The following is a 20,797-nucleotide window of genomic DNA, read 5'->3' as shown; positions in this document are numbered from 1 at the left end:
TGTGCGGGGGTCAACCGAAGGACCGATCCGGTCCCGGCGCGCATACTCCGCAAGGTGGAGGCTGTGATCAGCTGTACGCCTAGTCTGACCGGATGACGGACGAAGTGAGCGCCCCCGAAGGCCCCGGCGGCCCCGGCGGCTGGCGCGGGTGGCGGGCCGCGACCCGGGCCGCCCTCTACGGGCCGGGCGGCTTCTATCTGCGGCAGGAGGGCCCCGCAGGCCACTTCCGTACGTCCGTGCACGCCTCGCCCCTCTTCGCCCTCGCCGTCGCCCGGCTGCTGTGCCGGGTCGACGAGGCGCTGGGGCGGCCCGAGCGCCTCGACTTCGTCGACCTGGCCGCCGGCCGGGGCGAACTCGTCACCGGTGTGCTCGCCGCGCTCCCCGCCGAGGTGGCGGACCGTACGCGCGCGTACGCCGTCGAGCTCGCCGGCCGCCCGGCAGGACTCGATGCCCGGATCGCGTGGCGGGCGGAGCCCCCGCCCGGCGTCACCGGGCTGCTGTTCGCCAACGAGTGGCTCGACAACGTGCCGGTGGAGGTGGCGGAGGTCGACCCCGCGGGCGTGCCCCGGCTGGTCCTCGTAGGGCCAGACGGCACCGAGCGGCTCGGGGAGCCGGTGTCCGGTGCGGAGGCGGAATGGCTGGCGCGCTGGTGGCCGCTGCCGGACGAGCCGGGGCTGCGGGCGGAGATCGGGCTGCCCCGGGACACGGCCTGGGCGTCCGCCGTCTCGTCCGTCGCGCGCGGGCTCGCGGTGGCCGTGGACTACGCCCACACGGCGGACGCCCGCCCCCTGTTCGGCACGCTCACCGGCTTCCGGGAAGGACGCGGGACGGCACCCGTGCCGGACGGCTCGTGCGACATCACGGCACATGTGGCGCTGGACGCGTGCGCGCTCCCGGGCGCCCGGCTGCTCACCCAGCGCGCCGCCCTGCACACCCTGGGCCTCACGGGCGCGCGCCCCCCGCTCGCGCTCGCCTCCACCGACCCCGCCGCCTACGTCCGCGCCCTCGCGGGCGCCGGGGAGGCGGCCGAACTCACCGCACCGGGCGGACTCGGCGACTTCGGCTGGCTGCTCCAGTCGGTTGGAATTCCGGACCCGATCCGCTGACCTCCGCCCGTCGCCCCCCGAGCCTTGCGTGGCCCTACTTGTCGATGTCTCCGACCACGAAGAACATCGACCCCAGGATGGCCACCATGTCCGCGACCAGGGTGCCCGGCAGCAGCTCGGTGAGGGCCTGGATGTTGTTGTAGGAGGCCGAGCGCAGCTTCAGGCGGTACGGCGTCTTCTCGCCCTTGCTGACGAGGTAGTAGCCGTTGATACCGAGGGGGTTCTCGGTCCACGCGTACGTGTGCCCCTCGGGTGCCTTGAGGACCTTGGGGAGCCGCTGGTTGATCGGGCCGGGCGGCAGCTCGGCCAGCCGGTCCAGGCAGGCGTCCGCGAGGTCGAGCGCGTTGTGGGTCTGCGCGAGCAGGCACTCGAAGCGGGCGAGACAGTCGCCCTCCTCGCGGGTCACCACCTTCAGGACGTCCTGGAGCTCCCCGTAGGCGAGGTAGGGCTCGTCGCGGCGCAGGTCGAAGTCGACGCCCGAGGCGCGCGCGATCGGCCCGCTCACGCCGTACGCGTGCACGGCCTCCGCCGAGAGCACGCCCACCGCGCGGGTGCGCCCCCGGAAGATCTCGTTGCCGAGGACGAGGTCGTCGAAGACGTCCATGCGCGAGCGGACGGCGGCGACGGCGCCGCGCGCGCGGGACGCCCAGCCGGCCGGCAGGTCCTCCTTGAGGCCGCCGACCCGGTTGAACATGTAGTGCATCCGCCCGCCGGAGACCTCCTCCATCACGTTCTGGAGCACCTCGCGCTCGCGGAACGCGTAGAAGACCGGCGTGATGCCGCCCAGTTCCAGCGGGTACGACCCCAGGAACATCAGGTGGTTGAGCACCCGGTTCAGCTCCGCGAGCAGCGTGCGCGTCCAGACCGCGCGCCCGGGGACCTCCATACCGAGCATCCGCTCCACCGCGAGGACCACGCCCAGCTCGTTCGAGAACGCCGACAGCCAGTCGTGGCGGTTGGCCAGCATGACGATCTGCCGGTAGTCGCGCGCCTCGAACAGCTTCTCCGCGCCCCGGTGCATATAGCCGATCACCGGCTCGGCGTGCCGGATGCGCTCGCCGTCCAGCACCAGCTTCAGCCGCAGCACGCCGTGCGTGGAGGGATGCTGGGGGCCGATGTTGAGCACCATGTCGGTGCTCTCCGCGGCGCCGCCGATCCCGACCGTGGTCTCCGTCGTAGGAGTCATGGCATCCAGTCTCCCCTACGTACGCTGGCGGTATGGAAACGGGGAGCCCAGGGGGCGCCAGGACGACCGAGGCCGGAGCGGGGACCAGCTGGGCCCCTCCGGTGTGGACCGGGCTGCCGCCGGGGCTGCTGCGGATGCGACGGCTGCTGCTGGTGGTGTGGCTCGGGCTCGCGGCTGTCGCCGTCGGGCTGGTGCTCGGCCTGTGCGTCGGCCCCTCCTGGGCCGCGTTCGCGCTGCTGCCGCTGGCCGGGACCGGCTGGGGCTGGGTGCTCCTCGGCCGCAACTGGCGCTCCTGGCGGTACGCCGAGCGCGCCGACGACCTGCTGATCAGCCGGGGCGTGCTGTGGCGCGAGGAGACCGTCGTGCCGTACGGCCGCATGCAGCTGGTCGAGGTGACCTCCGGGCCCGTCGAACGGCACTTCGGGCTCGCCAGCGTCCAGCTCCACACCGCGGCCGCCGCCACCGACGCGACGATCCCGGGTCTCGACCCGGCCGAGGCGGAACGGCTGCGCGACCGGCTCACCCAGCTCGGCCAGGCCCGATCGGCGGGCCTGTGACCGCCCAGGGCCTCGAGGACGACGTCCCCGTGGCGGCGGTGCGGCCGGCCGTCGCCGAGCGCCGGCTGCACCCCGTCACGCCGTTCCGGCGCGCCTGGGCCCCGGTCGCGGTGCTCGTCGGCTGGGCGGTGCACGACCCCAACCAGGCACAGGAGCAGCTCACCCGGCTGACCACGACGACCCTGCTGATCGCGCTCGCCGTCCTGGTCCCGGCGTCCGCCGCGTACGGCTTCCTGAGCTGGTGGTTCACCCACTTCGCGGTGACCGAGAGCGAACTGCGCATCCGCACCGGCCTGCTGTTCCGGCGCACCGCGCACATCCGTCTGGAGCGCATCCAGGCGATCGACGTGACCCAGCCGCTGCTCGCCCGGATAGCGGGCGTGGCGAAACTGCGGCTCGATGTCGTCGGCGCCGAGAAGAAGGACGAACTCGCCTTCCTCGGCGAGGACGAGGCACGCGCGTTGCGGGCCGAACTGCTCGCGCGGGCGGCGGGTTTCGCCCCCGAGACGGCGCACGAGGTCGGCGAGGCGCCCGCGCGCGAGCTGCTGCGCGTCCCCGCGCGCGAGCTGGTGATCGCGCTGGTGCTGACCGGTTCGGCCTGGGGCGCCGTCGCCGTCGCCCTGGTCGTGCCGCCCGTCCTGTGGCTGCTCACCCACAGCGTGGTGACGGTCCTCGCGACCGGCCTGCCGCTGCTCGGCGCGGCGGGCGCGCGCAGCGCCGGGCGGTTCGTGGGCGAGTACGACTGGACGGTCGCCGAGTCCCCGGACGGCCTGCGCATCGACCGGGGGCTGCTGGACCGTACGCACGAGACGGTGCCGCCGGGGCGGGTGCAGACCGTGCGGATCGTCCAGCCGCTGCTGTGGCGGCGCCGCGACTGGGTGCGCGTCGAGCTGGCCGTGGCGGGCTCGGCCAACTCCGTGCTCGTGCCGGTCGCCCCGCGCGCGGTCGCGGAGGCCGTCGTCGCGCGCGTGCTGCCCGGGGTGACCGTGCCGGCGGCGGCCTCGCTGTCGCGCCCGCCGCGCCGGGCCGGGCGGTGCGTGCCGCTGTGGTGGCGGGGTGACGGAATCGCCGTCACCGACGCCGTGTTCGCCAGCCGGCACGGACTGCTGCATCGCAGCCTGGCCCTCGTGCCCCACGCCAAGGTCCAGAGCGTACGGCTGACTCAGGGCCCCTGGCAGCGGCTGTGGCGGCTCGCCGCCGTCCATGTGGACACGGGGGCCGACAAGACCGTCACGGCCCGTCTGAGGGACGCTCAGGAGGCCGCGGAGCTGCTCCGCGCCCAGGCCGAGCGGTCCCGCACCGGCCGACGGGACGCCCGGCCCGACCGCTGGATGGCGTGAGGGCCCGCAAGCCGAAGGGCCGTGCGGCCACCGTCCGGAGGACTCCGGAAGACGGTGGCCGCACGGCCCTTCGGCCGCACCAGGGGTGACGGCGGGTCAGGACACCGCGCTGCGCAGGCCCTGGAGGTCGATCACCTCAGTCTCGTCGTGCGCGGTCAGGTCGATCACCTGGCCGACGCCGCGCGCCTCCTCGCCGGCCGGCTTGAACTCCGCCTCGGCCTCGGCCTTGTGCAGCGCGAGCGCCTCCTGGCCGACGACGTCGGCGAGGTCCTCGTTCTGCACCGACTCCAGGGCGTTCGGCGTCGCGCTCTTCGTACCGAAGAAGTCGAACCCGCCCTGCACCGCGGGACGCCGTACCGGCTGCGCGGCGGGTACGACGGCCACGGCGGTCGGCACGGTGAAGTGCCCGGACGGCCGCACCACCGGCGCGGCGGGCCGCGGGACGAGCGCGGCGGACACGGCGGGGGCCTCGGCCGGCACCGGCTCGGAGACGGCGCGGTCGGCGGCCTCGGAGACGGCGGCGGGGGCGGCGCCCACCGCGTCGGCGGTCGCCGGAGAGGCGGCACGCCCGGCGGCGGGCGCCGGGGAAGCCACACCCTCGGCACGAGCCGCCGGGGAAGCCACACCCCCGGAGTGCGCCGCGGCCGCGGCGGCACGCTCGGAGGCGGCCGGCTCGGCAGCCGCCCGCTCGGAGGCGGCCCGCGCGGCAGCGGTCCGGTCGGAGGCGGCCTCGTCCGAGGTGGCCTCGTCGGTGCCCGTCCGCGTCGGCTCCGGAGCAGTCCTGTCCGTCGCCCGACCCGCGTCGGTCTCGTCGGCGGTGTGGGGGGCGACCGCGCGCGTGTGCTCGTCGGCCGCCTCGGGCTGCCCCTCGGCCTCGTCCTCCTGGGCGGAGTCCTCGCCACCGGCCTTGCCGGACGGAACCTTCACGGGCTCCTGTGCGCCGGAGTCGTCGGCGGCCCCGGCCGGAGCCGCGTCCGGGTCGAGCTTCGCCAGCGCCGAGCGCGCCCGCGCGTACAGCTGCGAACCCTCGGGGGAGAAGGCCGCCGGGGCCTTGGGCTCCGCGTCGGCGGTCGCGCCGCTCTCGACGGTCTCCGCGGCCTCGGGCGTCTCGGAGACCGCGGTCTCCGTGTCCTGCTCCGCCGGCTCCGACCCGTGCGCGGAAGGCAGCGCGTGCGGCTCCGGCTCGGCCGTGTTCTCGATCTCGAGCAGTCGGCGGCCCTCCAGGGCGCTCGCCCGCTCGGTCTCCGCCGTGGCGTAACGGCGCAGCAGGGCGGCGTGCTCGTTGCGCAGGCCGGCCAGTTCGGCGCGCTTGGCCCGCAGCCGTTTCTCCAGTTTGCCGCGCAGCTCACGCGATTCGTCGAGGTCGGTCTCCAGCTCGGCGACGCGTTCCTCGAAGCGCCACTCGTCGCTCGCCCGCGCGCGCGTGAGGTCGGCGACCTGTTTGCCGGCGTGGGTGTCCCAGCGGCGCAGGACGGCGGCCCCCACGATCGCGGTGGCCGCGGCGACGGCGGCGACGACGCGGAGCACGGCGGGATCCGAGAGCACCCAGGGACCGAAGGCGCAGATGAGCGAGACGCCTGCGATCGCCGAGGGAGGCAACAGCCTGTGCAGTGGCGGGGAATGGCGGTGACGTCCACGTGGCATGGCCAGAAACTTACCGCGCGTAGGCGAATGTTGGCGCCCCGCCCCGTAAAAACACAGCCATACCGAAGCCTTCACAGGCCACGGATGGCCACGGAAGTCAAGATCAATTACTCAGCCGGCCACTGAGCCACTCCAGGGCGGGCGGGATCTCACGGCGCCAGGTGTTGAAGTTGTGCCCGCCGCTTTCCAGAATGATCGACGAGATCCGGGTCCGGTCCGTGGCCTTGGCCAGGTCTATGAAGTTCAGCGTGGCCTTGTAGTTGGACTCTCCCGCCCTGCTGCTGGTGACGAGCAGCGAGGTGTCCGGAGCGGAACGATTCTTCAGAAACCAGCGCAGATCGGCCTCCTTGCGCAGGGTCTCGTCGCCGCGGAACAGGTCGCCGGTGGTCGGATCGCTGGGCGCCTTGTAGTACGCCGACAGGCCCGCGCCCGCCGCGTACACCTCCGGGTGGTGCATCGCGAGCTTCAGGGCGCAGTAGCCGCCGGTGGAGTCCCCGATGATCCCCCAGCTCGCGGGCCTCTTGCCCACCCTGTAGTGGGCCCCCACGGCGTCCGGCAGGTCCTTGGCGAAGAACGACTCGGTCTGCGGCCCGCCCGGAATGTCCACGCACTCCGTGTCCCGCGGCGGAGCCACCGTCGGCCGCAGCATCACCAGGATCATCGGCTGCATCCGCCCGTCCCCGGCGAGCTGCCGCGCGGTGCGCGGGTAGTGCAGCTTGTCGACGAGCGCCTCCGCCGTGCCCGGGTAGCCCGTGAGGACGACGGCCACGGGGAACGTGCGCGTGCGGTTCTTCGCGGCGAAGTACTCGGGCGGCAGATACACGTAGGCGGGCGTGCTGATGTGCGTCGTACGGCCGACCAGCACCACCTTCTGGATCTGCCCGCCGAAGTCCGGCCGCCCGCCGCCGCCTTCCACCCGGCGGCTGCCCACGACCCGCAGCGGCCCGGCCGGGGCGCCGTTCGTGTGGTCGACGACCACACCCGGCTCCGTCTCCCGGCCGAACAGGTCCGCCCAGCTGGCGTAGAAACCGAAGGCCTGATTGGCGGACAGGCCCACGGACACGAAGAGGGCGAGCTGAGTGCAGAGCAGCAGACCGACGCGCCCACCGACGGCCCGCCAGGAACGCCGCGCCAGCCGCGGCCACAGCCATACCGTGCCGGCGAACAGCATTAACGCGAACAGGATGGACAACAGCAGCACTGTGTTGCTCGTGAGACCCATACGACGGTTTCCTGCCTGCTCCTGGCCCGGGCGCACACGCGTTCCCTCCCGACTCCTTCGCGAGGGCTTGTCCCGGACTTTCCTTGGCCTTTTCAGCGGCTTTGAAGAGGGGAGTGAACCTCTCTCCCCGAGACACCGTCCTAGAGGGCGCAATGTCGCCGGATGCCCGAATCGGATCCGGATCCAAGGTCTCTCGCGGAACAACGGGATGCGATGTCTGTCAGGGAAGATGGGGAAATGTCGGACGGGGTTCCGAACCGATCAAGCCGGGTGCGGCCGCTGATGCGTGGCCCGCGCCCCGAGTCCGTACCCGCCCTCGTCGGCAGAGCCTGTGCCCTCGTCGGGCTGCTGGACGTCGCGGCGGGCATCTTCCCGCGGTTCCGGCAGAGCCGTATGCACACGCTCGCCGAGGTGCTGCCCGGCTCGTTCGGCCCGTTCGCGGCGGCGCTCTCGCTCAGCGCCGGTGTGCTGCTGCTCCTGCTCGCCCACGGCCTCAGGCGCGGCAAGCGGCGCGCCTGGCGGGCGGCGGTGGCGCTGCTCCCGGCCGGCGCGGTGGCGCAGTTCGTGTACCGGCACTCGGTCGTGGGCGCGCTCATCTCGCTCGCGCTGCTGATCCCGCTGATCGCCCACCGGGACCAGTTCAGGGCCCTGCCGGACCCGCGCAGCCGGTGGCGCGCGCTCGCCAACTTCGTCCTCATGGGCGCCGGTTCCCTCGTCCTCGGACTGATCATCGTCAGCGTCCACCCGCGGCGCATGATCGGCGACCCGAGCCTGGCCGATCGCATTACCCACGTCCTGTACGGCCTCCTCGGCTTCGAGGGCCCGGTCGACTACCAGGGCAGCACCTCCTGGACCGTCGCCTTCTCCCTCGGCGCCCTCGGCTGGATCACCGCCGTCACCACCATCTACCTCGCCTTCCGGCCCGAACACCCGGCCGCCCGCCTCACCGACGAGGACGAGGCCCGGCTGCGCGCCCTGCTCGACCGGCACGGCCGCCGCGACTCCCTCGGCCACTTCGCGCTGCGCCGCGACAAGGCCGTGGTCTTCTCCCCCAGCGGCAAGGCCGCCGTCACCTACCGCGTCGTCTCCGGCGTGATGCTCGCCAGCGGCGACCCCATCGGCGACGTCGAGGCCTGGCCCGGCGCCATCGAACGCTTCATGGACGAGGCCAAGGCGCACTCCTGGACGCCCGCCGTGATGGGCTGCTCGGAGACCGGCGGCGAGGTCTGGACCCGCGAGACCGGCCTCGACGCCCTCGAACTCGGCGACGAGGCGGTGGTCGACGTGGCGGATTTCTCGCTCGCCGGCCGCGCGATGCGCAACGTCCGGCAGATGGTCAAGCGCATCGAGCGCGCCGGTTACGAGACCCGCGTACGTCGTGTCCGTGACCTGGGCGAGGCCGAACTGGAGCGGATCCGGCTGGCCGCGGAGGACTGGCGCGGCACCGACACCGAGCGCGGCTTCTCCATGGCGCTCGGCCGCGTCGGCGACGCGGCCGACGGCGACTGCCTCATCGCCACCGCCCACAAGGCCGACGAGGCGCCCGGCCCGTACGGCGACCTGAAGGCGATCCTGCACTTCGTGCCCTGGGGCCCCGACGGCGCCTCCCTGGACCTGATGCGCCGCGACCGCTCCGCCGACCCCGGCATGAACGAACTCCTCATCGTCGCCGCCCTCCAGGCCGCCCCGAAATTCGGCATCACGCGCGTGTCGCTGAACTTCGCGATGTTCCGCTCGGCGCTCGCCCGCGGCGAGAAGATCGGCGCGGGGCCGGTGCTGCGCGCCTGGCGCGGGCTGCTGGTCTTCCTCTCCCGCTGGTTCCAGATCGAGTCCCTGTACAAGTTCAACGCCAAGTTCCAGCCCCGCTGGGAGCCCCGCTTCGTGGTGTACCGCGCCTCGGGCGACCTCCCGCGCATCGGCTTCGCCGCCATGCAGGCCGAGGGCTTCGTGAACCTGGCCCTCCCGCTGCCCCGCTTCCTGCGCCGCCGCACCAAGCCGGCCCGCGCGTGCGCCCACGGACTCACCGAGAGACAGGACGTAAGGGCCGCCTGAACCCGCGACCACCCGCCGGGCCCCCCGTCCCCTCCCGGACCGGCCCGGGCGCAGGCCCCGCCCCTCCCAGCCCGGGGGCCCGCGCCCGGGCCTCCCGGCGTCCCGGTGCCCCGCTGGGCCTAGGCTGAACGTATGAGCAAGCAGAGCGGACGCGGGCAGGTCGCCGGCCTTCCGGACTGGGACCGCTGCGCGGTCATGGGCGTCGTCAACGTGACACCCGACTCGTTCTCCGACGGCGGCCGCTGGTTCGACACGACGGCCGCCGTCAAGCACGGCCTCCAGCTCGTCGCCGAGGGCGCCGACCTCGTCGACGTCGGCGGCGAGTCCACCCGCCCCGGCGCCACCCGGGTCGACGAGGCCGAGGAACTGCGCCGGGTCATCCCCGTCGTCCGGGGCCTCGCCTCCGAGGGCGCCGTCGTCTCCGTCGACACCATGCGGGCCTCCGTCGCCGCCCAGGCCCTCGCCGCCGGCGCCGTCCTCGTCAACGACGTCAGCGGCGGCCTCGCCGACCCCGCGATGATCCCGGCCGTCGCGGAGGCGGGCGCCCCCTTCGTCGTCATGCACTGGCGCGGCTTCCTGGAGGGCGGCAACGTCAAGGGCTCCTACGAGGACGTCGTCACCGAGGTCGTCGACGAGCTGCACGCGCGCGTGGAGGCCGTTCTCGCCGGCGGCGTCTCCCCCGACCGCATCGTCGTCGACCCCGGCCTCGGCTTCTCCAAGGAGGCCGAGCACGACCTCACCCTGCTCGCCCACCTCGACCGGCTGCACGCGCTGGGACACCCGCTGCTCGTCGCCGCCTCCCGCAAGCGCTTCCTCGGCCGCGTCCTGGCCGGTCCCGGGAGCGCGCCGCCGCCCGCGCGCGAGCGCGACGCCGCCACCGCCGCCGTGTCCGCGATCGCCGCGCACACCGGCGCATGGGCGGTGCGCGTGCACCAGGTGCGCGCGACCGCCGACGCGGTACGGGTCGCACGCGCCGTGGAAGGAGCGCGGTGACCGCCCCCCACACCGATGTCGAGCAGGTCGAGGCCGCCAACGCCGCCTTCTACGAGGCGCTGGAACAAGGCGACTTCGAAGGGGTGTCCTCGCTCTGGCTCACCCCCTCCGACCTGGGCGTCGACGAGGAGTACCACGACCCCGCGGACACCGGGGTGGTCTCCTGCGTGCACCCCGGCTGGCCGGTGCTGACCGGGCGCGGCGAGGTCCTGCGCTCGTACGCCCTGATCATGGCGAACACCGACTACATCCAGTTCTTCCTCACCGATGTGCATGTCTCGGTCACCGGCGACACCGCCCTGGTGACCTGCACGGAGAACATCCTCAGCGGCGGCCCCGCGCCCCGCGCGGGCGAGGAGCTCGGGCCGCTCGTGGGCCAGCTGGTGGTCGCCACCAACGTGTTCCGCCGCACCCCCGACGGCTGGAAGCTCTGGTCGCACCACGCCTCCCCGGTCCTCGCCGAGAACGACGGCGGGCCGGACACCGACGAGGACGACGACAGCCCCTCCTGATCCGGGAAGTGGCTGGAATCACGAACCCGTGAGGAGGTGCGGCCACCGGCCCGTGAGCCACCGGGTTCACCAAGGGAAACACCGGGTGAAGACCGCGCCGCGGACCGCCGTCCCCGCGCGCCCACCGCCCGGCCCCGTCGGTGCGCGCAGGTAGATTCGTTCGAGGCCGGCCGGGTCGGGGGTGTCGCCCGCACCCGGTACGCACCGGCCGCAACCGACGATTGCAGGAGTGATTCGCGTGGATCGTGTCGCGCTGCGCGGCCTGAAGGCCCGCGGGTACCACGGTGTGTTCCCCGAGGAACGCAGGGAGGGCCAGACCTTCGTCGTGGACCTCGTCCTCGGCCTGGACACCCGGCCCGCCGCCGCCGACGACGACCTGGCGAAGACCGTGCACTACGGCATCGTGGCGGAGGAGGTCGTGGCCGTCGTCGAGGGCGAACCGGTCAACCTCATCGAGACGCTCGCCGAGCGCATCTCCCAGGCGTGTCTGCGGCACGAGGGGGTACGAGAGGTCGAGGTCGTGGTCCACAAGCCGAACGCCCCGATCACGGTCCCCTTCGACGACGTGACCGTCACCATCACCCGGAGCCGAGTATGACCGCGTCCTTCACCGAGGATCACAGCGACCCGACCGTTCAGCCGGTTCCCGCCTCCGTCGTCCGGCAGGTGGACGCCGCCGACACCACCCTGCACAACCCCAAACGGGCCGTGCTGTCCCTCGGCGCCAACCTCGGCAACCGCCTGGAGACCCTCCAGGGGGCCGTGGACGCCCTGGAGGACACCCCGGGCGTCCGCGTCAAGGCAGTCTCCCCGGTGTACGAGACGGAGCCGTGGGGCGTCGAGCCCGGCAGCCAGCCCTCGTACTTCAACGCGGTCGTCCTGCTGAAGACCACCCTGCCCCCGTCCTCGCTCCTGGAGCGGGCCCACGCGGTCGAGGAGGCCTTCCACCGCGTCCGGGACGAGCGCTGGGGCGCGCGCACCCTCGACGTCGACATCGTGGCGTACGCCGACGTCGTGGACGACGACCCGCAGCTCACCCTGCCGCACCCGCGCGCCCACGAACGCGCCTTCGTCCTCGCCCCCTGGCACGACGTGGACCCCGAGGCAGAGCTTCCCGGCCACGGCGCCGTGGCGCGGCTTCTCGACTCGGTCACGCGCGAAGGCGTCACCGCTCGCAAGGACCTGGAACTCCAGCTGCCCGAGTAGTCGTTAAGGTCAAGACGACCACCACGACACTCGTCCGCGGAAGGACCCGCGGACCCCGGGGGAGCTGAAGGGACACCGTGAGAGAGCTGCACATCAGGGTGCTGGCCGGCGTGTTCGTCGTGGCCGGCGTGCTGTCCTGGGCGGGCGCCCGCCTCTGGAACTCGATCGGGACCCTGCCCAGCGTCCCCCTGGCCGCCCCCATCGTCCTCGCCCTGATCGCCGTGGTCCTGCTGTCCACGGCGCTCTCGCTGCGCGCCCGCCTCAAGGCCCAGCGCGAGCGGCGCCCCGAGGCCAAGGGCGTCGACCCCCTCATGGCGGCCCGCGCGGTCGTCTTCGGCCAGGCCAGCGCCCTGGTCGCCGCCCTGGTCGCCGGCATGTACGGCGGCACCGGGGTGTTCCTCCTGGAGTCCCTCGACATCCCCGCCCGCCGCGACCAGGCCATCTACGCCGGCTTCTCGGTCCTGGCCGGCATCGCCGTCATAGCGGCCGCCCTCTTCCTGGAGCGCGTCTGCCGGCTCCCGGAGGACGACGACCACGACAAGGGCGCCGCTTCCCCCGCCTGACGACCGGCCTGACGACCGGCCTGACGACCGGGGCGCGCCTCAGTGCGCCATGATCAGGCTCATCGCCTCGTTGCGCGTCGCCATGTCCCGCAGCTGACCGCGCACCGCCGAGGTGATGGTCTTGGCCCCGGGCTTGCGGATGCCCCGCATGGACATGCACATGTGCTCGCACTCGACGACCACGATGACCCCGCGCGGCTCCAGGATCTCCATCAGCGAGTCCGCGATCTGCGTGGTGAGACGTTCCTGCACCTGGGGACGGCGCGCGAAGACATCCACCAGCCGGGCCAGCTTGGACAGGCCGGTGATCTTCCCCGAGGTGGACGGGATGTAGCCGACATGGGCGACGCCCCGGAACGGCACCAGGTGGTGCTCGCAGGTCGAGAACACCTCGATGTCCTTGACCAGCACCATCTCGTCGTGCCCCAGGTCGAACGTCGTCGTCAGCACGTCCTCGGGCTTCTGCCACAGCCCCGCGAATATCTCCCGGTACGCCCGCGCCACCCGCGCCGGCGTCTCCTTCAGGCCCTCACGGTCCGGGTCCTCACCGACCGCGATCAGGAGTTCGCGTACGGCGTTCTCGGCTCGCTTCTCGTCGAACTCGCCGATCGAGCCCTCGCCGTCCAGCGTCACGGGGTCGGTCATGTGCTGCCTCGTTCCTGGATGTTCGATGTTCCTGGATGTCCTACAACACCGTATGGATTCGGCCATATGGGAATGCCGCGCCCCCCAGGCTAGAACCTGGGGGGCGCGGCATCCATTCCGGGCCTGGTGGCGGCTCCGGGAGCCGGGTCAGCTCTCGGGGCGGTCCTCCGGGGCGGGCTCGGTCACCGTGGCGGACTCCGCCGCGGTCGACTTCGCGGTGGAGATGGCGGGCGTCGCGCCGTTGGCGCCGTTCGTCAGTGCGAGCTCCTTGGGGGAGAGCACCGGCGGACGGGTGGACGGCGTACGCCGCGAGGAACCGGTCCAGGCGGGTCGCGCCGGGCGCTTGACGATGGCGGAGAAGATCTCGGCGATCTCCTCCTTGCCCAGCGTCTCCTTCTCCAGCAGCTGAAGGACCAGGTTGTCGAGGACGTCGCGGTTCTCGACCAGGATCTCCCAGGCCTCGTTGTGCGCGTTCTCGATGAGCTTCTTGACTTCCTCGTCCACCAGGGCGGCGACCTCTTCCGAGTAGTCGCGCTGGTGAGCCATCTCACGGCCGAGGAACGGCTCGGTGTTGTCGCCCCCGAACTTGATGGCACCCAGACGCTCGGTCATGCCGTACTGGGTGACCATCGCCCGGGCGGTGGCGGTGGCCTTCTCGATGTCGTTCGCCGCGCCCGTGGTCGGGTCGTGGAAGACGAGCTCCTCCGCCGCGCGGCCGCCGAGCATGTAGGCCAGCTGGTCCAGCATCTCGTTGCGCGTGGTGGAGTACTTGTCCTCGTCCGGGAGCACCATCGTGTAGCCCAGCGCACGGCCGCGGCTCAGGATCGTGATCTTGTGGACCGGGTCGGAGTTCGGGGAAGCCGCCGCGACCAGGGCGTGACCGCCCTCGTGGTACGCGGTGATCTTCTTCTCCTTGTCCGACATGATCCGGGTCCGCTTCTGCGGGCCCGCGACCACACGGTCGATCGCCTCGTCCAGCATCTGGTTGTCGATCAGCTTCTTGTCGCTGCGCGCGGTGAGGAGCGCGGCTTCGTTCAGCACGTTCGACAGGTCGGCGCCCGTGAAGCCGGGGGTGCGGCGGGCGACGGCGGCCAGATCGACGTCGGGCGCGACCGGCTTGCCCTTCTGGTGGACCTTGAGGATCTCCAGACGGCCCTGCATGTCCGGACGGTCGACCGCGATCTGGCGGTCGAAGCGGCCGGGGCGCAGCAGCGCCGGGTCGAGGATGTCGGGCCGGTTCGTCGCGGCGATGAGGATCACGCCGCCCTTGACGTCGAAGCCGTCCATCTCGACGAGGAGCTGGTTCAGGGTCTGCTCGCGCTCGTCGTGACCACCGCCGAGGCCGGCGCCGCGGTGGCGGCCGACCGCGTCGATCTCGTCGACGAAGACGATCGCCGGGGCGTTCGCCTTCGCCTGCTCGAAGAGGTCACGGACTCGCGAGGCACCGACACCGACGAACATCTCGACGAAGTCGGAACCGGAGATCGAGTAGAAGGGGACGCCCGCCTCACCGGCGACGGCGCGCGCGAGCAGGGTCTTGCCGGTGCCGGGCGGGCCGTACAGCAGCACACCCTTGGGGATCTTGGCGCCGACGGCCTGGAACTTCGCGGGCTCCTGGAGGAACTCCTTGATCTCGTGGAGTTCCTCGACGGCCTCGTCCGAGCCGGCCACGTCGGCGAACGTCGTCTTCGGCGTGTCCTTGGTGATGAGCTTCGCCTTGGACTTGCCGAAGTTCATGACACGGGAGCCGCCGCCCTGCATCTGGTTCATCAGGAACAGGAAGACGACCACGATGAGGACGAAGGGGAGCAGGGACAGCAGGATCCCGACGAAGGCGTTCTGCTTCGTCGGAGAAACCGTGTAACCGTCCGGGATCTGCTTGTCCTGGTACTTGGTCTGCAGCGTGTTGGCAATGGTCACGCCCTGGTCGCCGATGTAGCTCGCCTGGATCTTCGAGCTGCCCTTGACCTTCACGCCGTCCTTGAGCGTGACCTTGATGGTCTGCTCGTCACCGGTGGTGAGCTTGGCCGACTCGACCTTGTTCTCGTTGATCGCCGCCACGACTTGGCCGGTGTCCACCGTCTTGTAGCCGCCGGACGAGCCGACGACCTGCATCAACACGACCACGGCAAGGACGGCCAGCACGATCCACATGACCGGCCCACGGAAGTATCGCTTCACGTCCATCCATACGGAGCGGTGTCGCCCCGTCCCTCCTGCCATAGTGAGTTTGATAAGACAGTTCTTCTGACGGTACCCCAGCTTTGTCGCGGGAAGCCGCACGGTCCGGCTGGCGAACCCGTCTGCATGCTCCAACGGCGCGAGGGCCGCCGGGGTTCCCGTACGTCCTACGGGTCTGTGACCGGGTGGGTTCAGCCGCCGTAGACGTGGGGCGCGAGCGTACCGACGAACGGGAGATTGCGGTACTTCTCGGCGTAGTCGAGGCCGTAGCCGACGACGAATTCGTTGGGGATGTCGAAGCCGACCCACTCGACCTCGATGGCGACCTTCGCCGCGTCCGGCTTGCGCAGCAGGGTGCAGATCTTCAGCGACTCGGGCTCGCGCGAGCCGAGGTTGTTGATCAGCCAGGACAGGGTCAGCCCGGAGTCGATGATGTCCTCGACGATCAGGACGTGCCGGCCCTTGATGTCGGTGTCGAGGTCCTTGAGGATCCGCACGACACCGGAGGACTGGGTGCCCGCGCCGTACGACGAGACGGCCATCCAGTCCATGGTGACGGGGGTGGACAGCGCCCGGGCGAGGTCGGCCATGACCATCACCGCGCCCTTGAGCACACCGACGATCAGCAGGTCCTTGCCCTCGTACTCCGCGTCGATCTTCGCGGCCAGCTCAGCCAGCTTCGCGTCGATCTCTTCCTTGGTGATGAGCACCTGCTGGAGGTCGGCACCCATGTCTTTCGCGTCCACCCGCATCACTTTCGGTCGTCCCACCGGCCGGCCCGGACCCTCCGTGCGGAGGGTCGGGAATCAGCCTTGCCGAATCACCAGTCTGCCACCCTGCCGCTGGGCCACGACCTTGCCGGGGAGATTGATGGCTCCCTGGCCGCGCCAGCCGGTGATCAGCCGGTCGACCTCCTCGATGTGCCGCGCGAAGAGGGAACCGGCCGGCGCGCCCGCCTCGATGGCGGCGCGGCGCAGGATGCGGCGGCGGACGGCGGGCGGCAGGGCGTAGAGCTTGGCGCACTCCAGGAGGCCCGTCGCGTCCCGTACGGAGTCCTCGGCGCGGCGGGCCCAGGCGTCGAGGGCGTCGGCGTCGTCGCGGGAGAGCTGGGCCGTCCGGGCGAGTGCCTCGACGACGCCCTTGCCGAGGGCCTTCTCCAGGGCGGGCAGGCCTTCGTGGCGCAGCCGGGAGCGGGTGTAGGCCGGGTCGGCGTTGTGCGGGTCGTCCCAGACGGGCAGGGACTGGACCAGGCACGCCTTGCGGGCGGTCTGCCGGTCGAGTTCGAGGAAGGGGCGGCGGTAACGGCCGCCGGCCCCCGAGACCGCGGCCATTCCGGACAGGGAGCGGATGCCGGAGCCGCGGGCGAGCCCGAGGAGGACCGTCTCGGCCTGGTCGTCGCGGGTGTGGCCGAGGAGGACCGCGGCGGCGCCGTGGCGTTCGCTGGCGGCGTCGAGGGCGGCGTAGCGGGCGTCGCGGGCCGCGGCCTCGGGTCCGCCGTCGCGGCCGACGGTCACGGCGGTGGACTCGACGGGGTCGAGGCCGATTTCGCGCAGGCGCAGGACGACTTCCGCGGCGCGCAGGTCGGAGCCGTGCTGGAGGCCGTGGTCGATGGTGACGCCGCCGGCGCGGATGCCGAGCCGGGGGGCCTCGAAGGCGAGTGCGGAGGCGAGCGCCATGGAGTCGGCGCCGCCGGAGCACGCCACGAGGACGAGGGGCGCGGTCGGGCGCGTGTACGGCGCCGGGACGAGGGCGCCGGTGGGCGGGCCGGCGGGCCGGTGGTCGTTGAGGATGTCGTGGAGGACGCGGCGGACCGCCAGGCGTATCGCCGCGACCGCTGGATGGGGACCCATGTCCGGTTCCCTTCAAGAAGAGTTCGGGGGGTGAGCCCGAGGTCGGTCACTCAGAGTGTGTAGATGGTGACAGAACCGGGCCGCTCCTCGAGCATCGCACGCCTGTCGAGGGCTCACGGTCCCTCGGACGGGTGATTGAAGGGGCGTTTGCCTGCCGTGGGCCGCATCCGGTCCACGGTGTTCCGCGGGGGCGCGGTGCGCGGTCAGGAATCGGCCTTGCGGTGCACCCGTGCGACCCAGTCCGCGGGTTTGGCGATCTCGGCCTTGGTGGGGAGCGTGTTGGGGGAGGTCCACACACGGTTGAAGCCGTCCATGCCGACCTGGTCGACGACGGACCGCACGAAGCGCTCGCCGTCCTTGTACTGGCGGAGTTTGGCGTCCAGGCCGAGCAGTTTGCGCAGGGTGATGTCCAGCCGGGAGGCGCCCTTGGCGCGGCGCTGCTGGAACTTCTCGCGGATCTCGGAGACGGTCGGCACCACGTCGGGGCCGACGCCGTCCATGACGAAGTCGGCGTGGCCCTCCAGGAGGGACATCACGGCGGTGAGGCGGGCGAGGATCTCCCGCTGGGCCGGGGTCTGCACGAGCTCGACGAGGGAGCGGCCGCCGTCGTCCTCCTCGCCCTCGGGGCGGCCGCCGGCGAGGGACTGGGCGGCCTCGCGGAAGCGCTCGAGGAAGGTCATGGGGTCGACGTCGGTCTCCCCGAGGAACGACTGGATCTCGCCCTCCAGGTGGTCGCGCAGCCAGGGCACGGCGGAGAACTGGGTGCGGTGCGTCTCCTCGTGCAGGCAGACCCAGAGGCGGAAGTCGTGGGGGGCGACGTCGAGTTCGCGCTCCACGTGGACGATGTTGGGCGCGACGAGCAGCAGCCGGCCGCCGTTCTTGGCGCCGGCGGGGAGTTCGCGGGTGGCGGGGGCGAAGGTCTCGTACTGCCCGAGGACGCGGGAGGCGAGGAACGACAGCAGCATGCCGAGTTCGACGCCGGTGACCTTGCCGCCGACGGCGCCGAGGACCGCGCCGCCCGTGGTGCCGCCGCGGCGCTCCTGCATCTTGTCCAGGAGGGGCTTGAGGATCTCCCGGAACCCGGCGACGTTCGCCCGGACCCAGCCGGGGCGGTCGACGACCAGGATCGGCGTGTCGTGGGTGTCCTCGGTGCCCATGCGGGTGAAACCGCGGACGTGGTGCTCGGAGGCCTTGGCGTGCCGGCGCAGTTCCGCGACGACGGTCCGGGCCTCGTCCCGGCTGACCTCGGGGCCCGGCCGTACCAGCCGGGTCGCGGTCGCGACCGCGAGATTCCAGTCGACCATCCCAGCAGAAGCAGCACCACCGATGCTCGTCATGCGTCAACCGTACGTGCTCGGTCCCGGTTGGGGCAGGCCGCGAGGGGTGGATCAGGGATACGTCAGGGTCGGGCGTCCCTCACCGGCAGCCGCAGCCCGCCAGTGCCGTCGCGGCCTTGTCCAGGGCGGTCTGGGCCGCCGTCGGGTCGGTGGTGTCGGAGGTGAGCAGGGCGAAGGCGAGGAGGCGGCCGTCCTGGTCGACGACCGTGCCGGCGAGGGTGTTCACGCCGGTCAGGGTGCCGGTCTTGGCCCGTACGACACCGGCGGCCCCGTCGGTGTAGCGGGTGCTGAGGGTGCCGGTGAAGCCGGCGACGGGCAGTCCGGTGAGGACGGGGCGCAGTGCGGGGAGGCCGGGGTCGCCGGCCTTGGCGAGGAGGGCGGTGAGCAGGTTCGCGGTGAGGCGGTCCGCGCGGTCGAGCCCGCTGCCGTCCTTGAAGACGGCGCCGGTCACGGGCAGGCCGAGCTTGTCGAGCCGGGCCCGGACGGCCTTGCCGCCGCCGGCGAAGTCGGCGCGTACGCCGGTCGCGACGGCGGTCTGACGGGCGAGGGCCTCGGCGATGTCGTTGTCGCTGTTGGTGAGCATGCGTTCGATCACCGTGGACAGCGGGGGCGAGGAGACGGTGGCGAGTGTCTCCGCGCGCGTGGTGGCCTTGGAGGGGCCGGGGGCCGAGGACGTGATGCCGTCGGCCGCCAGGAACGCGGCGAACTTGCGGGTGGCGTCGGCGGCCGGGTCGCTCACCCGGGTCACGGGTCCGCTGGTGGAGTCGTCGGTGCGGCCTTCGTCGGCGCTCAGCGCGGTGACGGGCGCGAGGTTGGGGTTGACCCCGATGGGGTGAATCTGCGCGCCGGCGAAGAGGGTCGTGTCGTACGAGAGGGTCACCTGGGTGACACCGCGCGCCTTGAGGGTCTTGGCGGTGGCCGCGGCGAGGGTGCGCAGACTGGCCCAGCCCTGGGCGTCCTCGCGGGCGGTCAGGGTGGGGTCGCCGCCGCCGACCAGGACGAGTTCCCTGGTGTCGGGTTCGAGGGCGGCGCGGGTGGTGAGGCGGTGGTCGGGGCCCATCGCGGAGAGCGCGGCGACGGCGGTGGCGATCTTGGTGGTGGAGGCCGGGGTGAGCGCCGTGTCGGCCCCGGAGCCGTACAGGCGCTTGCCGGTGGCCACGTCGACGACGGCGGCGGTGTGCCGGGCGCCGAGGGCCGGGTCGGCGAGCAGGCGGTCCAGGACGGCCTTGAGGCCGGTGGTGGTGGGCAGGGCGTCCGGGGCCGACTTCACGGTGCCGGCGGCGCCCCCGAGGCCGGTGAGGACGGAGGCGGCGCTGGGGGCGGGCCTGGGTGCCCCGGCGGCAGCGGTGGACGTACCGGACGAATCATCCTTACGGCCGTGATCTGCGCCACCCGTGTGGTCCAGGGCGACTGCCCGGTCCCGCTCGGCCGTACGCTGACCGGTGCCGTCCCAGGGGCCGGCGGCGGTCACCACGCCCGCGGCCAGCGCCAGACCGGCGGTCGCCGCACCCGCGGTGTACCGCCAGGAACCGGCGTGCGGACCGGCCTTCGTGATCCGCGCGAGCTGGGGACCGGCCGCCCGCGTCAGCCGTGCGACCTGCGGCGCGGCGGCCCCCGCGACGCGCGCGAGGGAGGGCCGTACGATCCCTGCGGCACGTGCCAGACGCGGTCGTACGGCGTCCGTGATCCGCACCACATGCGGTCTCGCGGCTCGCCAAGGCCTCAGCTCTGGCACGACCACCAGCCCCTTTCGCGATCACCCACCTGCGTGAGGGACACTTAACCACCAGAACTATGTGCTGATCATGGAGGAGCCACCGGTGGAGTTCGACGTCACGATCGAGATCCCGAAGGGTTCGCGCAACAAGTACGAGGTGGACCACGAGACGGGTCGGATCCGCCTGGACCGTCGACTCTTCACCTCGACCGCCTACCCGACCGACTACGGCTTCGTCGAGAACACCCTCGGCGAGGACGGCGACCCGCTGGACGCGCTCGTCATCCTGGACGAGCCCACCTTCCCGGGCTGTCTGATCCGCTGCCGCGCGATCGGCATGTTCCGGATGACGGACGAGGCCGGCGGCGACGACAAGCTGCTGTGCGTCCCGGCGACGGACCCGCGCGTGGAGCACCTGCGCGACATCCACCACGTGTCGGAGTTCGACCGCCTGGAGATCCAGCACTTCTTCGAGGTCTACAAGGACCTGGAGCCCGGCAAGTCCGTCGAGGGCGCCGACTGGGTCGGCCGCACCGACGCCGAGGCCGAGATCGAGCGGTCGTACAAGCGCTTCAAGGACCAGGGCGGTCACTGACCCCGTGGCTTGATCACCCCGCGTCGAGGGGCCGTACGCGCACGCGTGCGGCCCTTTCGCGTGTCCGTGCGCATACTGAGGCACACGGAAG

The 20,797-nt window shown here is 72.4% G+C and carries 19 protein-coding genes; 10 read left to right on the top strand and 9 right to left on the bottom strand.

The annotated features are described in order from the left end of the window. Positions 1–92: 92 nt before the first annotated feature. Positions 93–1,106: an SAM-dependent methyltransferase gene (locus AQJ64_RS30200; protein WP_055632797.1), complete on the top strand. Its 1,014-nt coding sequence runs from the start codon at positions 93–95 to the stop codon at positions 1,104–1,106. 34 nt (positions 1,107–1,140) lie between these two features. Here AQJ64_RS30200 and AQJ64_RS30195 read toward each other — a convergent pair whose 3' ends face one another. After that, the gene (locus AQJ64_RS30195; RefSeq protein WP_055632796.1) at positions 1,141–2,292 is read right to left on the bottom strand and encodes an NADH-quinone oxidoreductase subunit D; all 1,152 of its coding nucleotides are present in this window, start codon (positions 2,290–2,292) and stop codon (positions 1,141–1,143) included. A gap of 32 nt (positions 2,293–2,324) precedes the next feature. On the opposite strand from AQJ64_RS30195, the gene AQJ64_RS30190 reads away from it, so the two are divergent. Together AQJ64_RS30190 and AQJ64_RS30185 are read left to right on the top strand one after the other, a co-directional pair. After that, a complete protein-coding gene (locus tag AQJ64_RS30190; protein WP_055632795.1) occupies positions 2,325–2,849 on the top strand; it encodes a PH domain-containing protein in 525 nt (174 codons plus the stop codon). Next, complete coding sequence (locus AQJ64_RS30185; RefSeq protein WP_055632794.1) at positions 2,846–4,189, top strand: PH domain-containing protein; 1,344 nt, start codon at positions 2,846–2,848, stop codon at positions 4,187–4,189. The genes AQJ64_RS30190 and AQJ64_RS30185 overlap by 4 nt, the downstream gene beginning before the upstream one ends. Positions 4,190–4,285: 96 nt before the next feature. On the opposite strand, the gene AQJ64_RS30180 is transcribed toward AQJ64_RS30185, so the two are convergent. Continuing rightward, positions 4,286–5,833, bottom strand: a complete 1,548-nt coding sequence (locus tag AQJ64_RS30180) for a hypothetical protein (RefSeq protein ID WP_055632793.1) — start codon at positions 5,831–5,833, stop codon at positions 4,286–4,288. Positions 5,834–5,936: 103 nt separating this feature from the next. Continuing rightward, positions 5,937–7,055, bottom strand: a complete 1,119-nt coding sequence (locus AQJ64_RS30175) for an alpha/beta hydrolase (protein WP_055632792.1) — start codon at positions 7,053–7,055, stop codon at positions 5,937–5,939. A gap of 237 nt (positions 7,056–7,292) precedes the next feature. On the opposite strand from AQJ64_RS30175, the gene AQJ64_RS30170 reads away from it, so the two are divergent. From AQJ64_RS30170 to AQJ64_RS30145, 6 genes are all read left to right on the top strand, one after another. Continuing rightward, entirely contained in the window at positions 7,293–9,107 is a 1,815-nt protein-coding gene (locus AQJ64_RS30170) for a phosphatidylglycerol lysyltransferase domain-containing protein (RefSeq protein WP_059203161.1), read from the top strand. A gap of 132 nt (positions 9,108–9,239) precedes the next feature. Beyond that, positions 9,240–10,100, top strand: coding sequence for a dihydropteroate synthase (gene folP, locus AQJ64_RS30165; protein WP_059203160.1), 861 nt, complete (start codon positions 9,240–9,242; stop codon positions 10,098–10,100). Further along, positions 10,097–10,612, top strand: coding sequence for a nuclear transport factor 2 family protein (locus AQJ64_RS30160; RefSeq protein ID WP_055637911.1), 516 nt, complete (start codon positions 10,097–10,099; stop codon positions 10,610–10,612). The genes folP and AQJ64_RS30160 overlap by 4 nt, the downstream gene beginning before the upstream one ends. Before the next feature lie 238 nt (positions 10,613–10,850). Beyond that, positions 10,851–11,210 (top strand): dihydroneopterin aldolase, encoded by a 360-nt coding sequence (gene folB / locus AQJ64_RS30155; RefSeq protein ID WP_055637910.1) that lies wholly within the window; start codon positions 10,851–10,853, stop codon positions 11,208–11,210. Then, entirely contained in the window at positions 11,207–11,818 is a 612-nt protein-coding gene (gene folK / locus AQJ64_RS30150) for a 2-amino-4-hydroxy-6-hydroxymethyldihydropteridine diphosphokinase (protein ID WP_055637909.1), read from the top strand. The genes folB and folK overlap by 4 nt, the downstream gene beginning before the upstream one ends. 77 nt (positions 11,819–11,895) lie before the next feature. Further along, a complete protein-coding gene (locus tag AQJ64_RS30145) occupies positions 11,896–12,381 on the top strand; it encodes a DUF3180 domain-containing protein (protein WP_055637908.1) in 486 nt (161 codons plus the stop codon). Positions 12,382–12,420: 39 nt separating this feature from the next. On the opposite strand, the gene folE is transcribed toward AQJ64_RS30145, so the two are convergent. The 6 genes from folE to dacB all read right to left on the bottom strand — a co-directional run bounded on the left by folE (position 12,421) and on the right by dacB (position 20,090). Further along, complete coding sequence (folE, locus tag AQJ64_RS30140; RefSeq protein ID WP_055637907.1) at positions 12,421–13,026, bottom strand: GTP cyclohydrolase I FolE; 606 nt, start codon at positions 13,024–13,026, stop codon at positions 12,421–12,423. A gap of 147 nt (positions 13,027–13,173) precedes the next feature. Continuing rightward, complete coding sequence (gene ftsH, locus AQJ64_RS30135) at positions 13,174–15,213, bottom strand: ATP-dependent zinc metalloprotease FtsH (protein WP_055637906.1); 2,040 nt, start codon at positions 15,211–15,213, stop codon at positions 13,174–13,176. A gap of 185 nt (positions 15,214–15,398) precedes the next feature. Then, positions 15,399–15,959, bottom strand: a complete 561-nt coding sequence (gene hpt, locus AQJ64_RS30130) for a hypoxanthine phosphoribosyltransferase (RefSeq protein ID WP_055637905.1) — start codon at positions 15,957–15,959, stop codon at positions 15,399–15,401. Positions 15,960–16,013: 54 nt separating this feature from the next. Continuing rightward, complete coding sequence (tilS, locus tag AQJ64_RS30125) at positions 16,014–17,057, bottom strand: tRNA lysidine(34) synthetase TilS (RefSeq protein WP_055637904.1); 1,044 nt, start codon at positions 17,055–17,057, stop codon at positions 16,014–16,016. Positions 17,058–17,260: 203 nt separating this feature from the next. Next, on the bottom strand, positions 17,261–18,394 hold the full coding sequence (locus tag AQJ64_RS30120; RefSeq protein ID WP_055637903.1) for a zinc-dependent metalloprotease: 1,134 nt from the start codon (positions 18,392–18,394) through the stop codon (positions 17,261–17,263). A gap of 79 nt (positions 18,395–18,473) precedes the next feature. Further along, positions 18,474–20,090: a D-alanyl-D-alanine carboxypeptidase/D-alanyl-D-alanine endopeptidase gene (gene dacB / locus AQJ64_RS30115; protein WP_240512915.1), complete on the bottom strand. Its 1,617-nt coding sequence runs from the start codon at positions 20,088–20,090 to the stop codon at positions 18,474–18,476. Positions 20,091–20,214: 124 nt separating this feature from the next. Between dacB and AQJ64_RS30110 the strand changes: the two genes are divergently transcribed. Next, positions 20,215–20,706, top strand: a complete 492-nt coding sequence (locus AQJ64_RS30110) for an inorganic diphosphatase (RefSeq protein WP_055637912.1) — start codon at positions 20,215–20,217, stop codon at positions 20,704–20,706. Positions 20,707–20,797 lie beyond the last annotated feature (91 nt).

Source organism: Streptomyces griseoruber, from assembly GCF_001514205.1.
In the GTDB taxonomy this organism is placed as follows: domain Bacteria; phylum Actinomycetota; class Actinomycetes; order Streptomycetales; family Streptomycetaceae; genus Streptomyces; species Streptomyces griseoruber.
The sequence above is the reverse complement of the archived record's forward strand: the minus strand, read 5'-3'. Positions and strand labels throughout refer to the sequence as shown.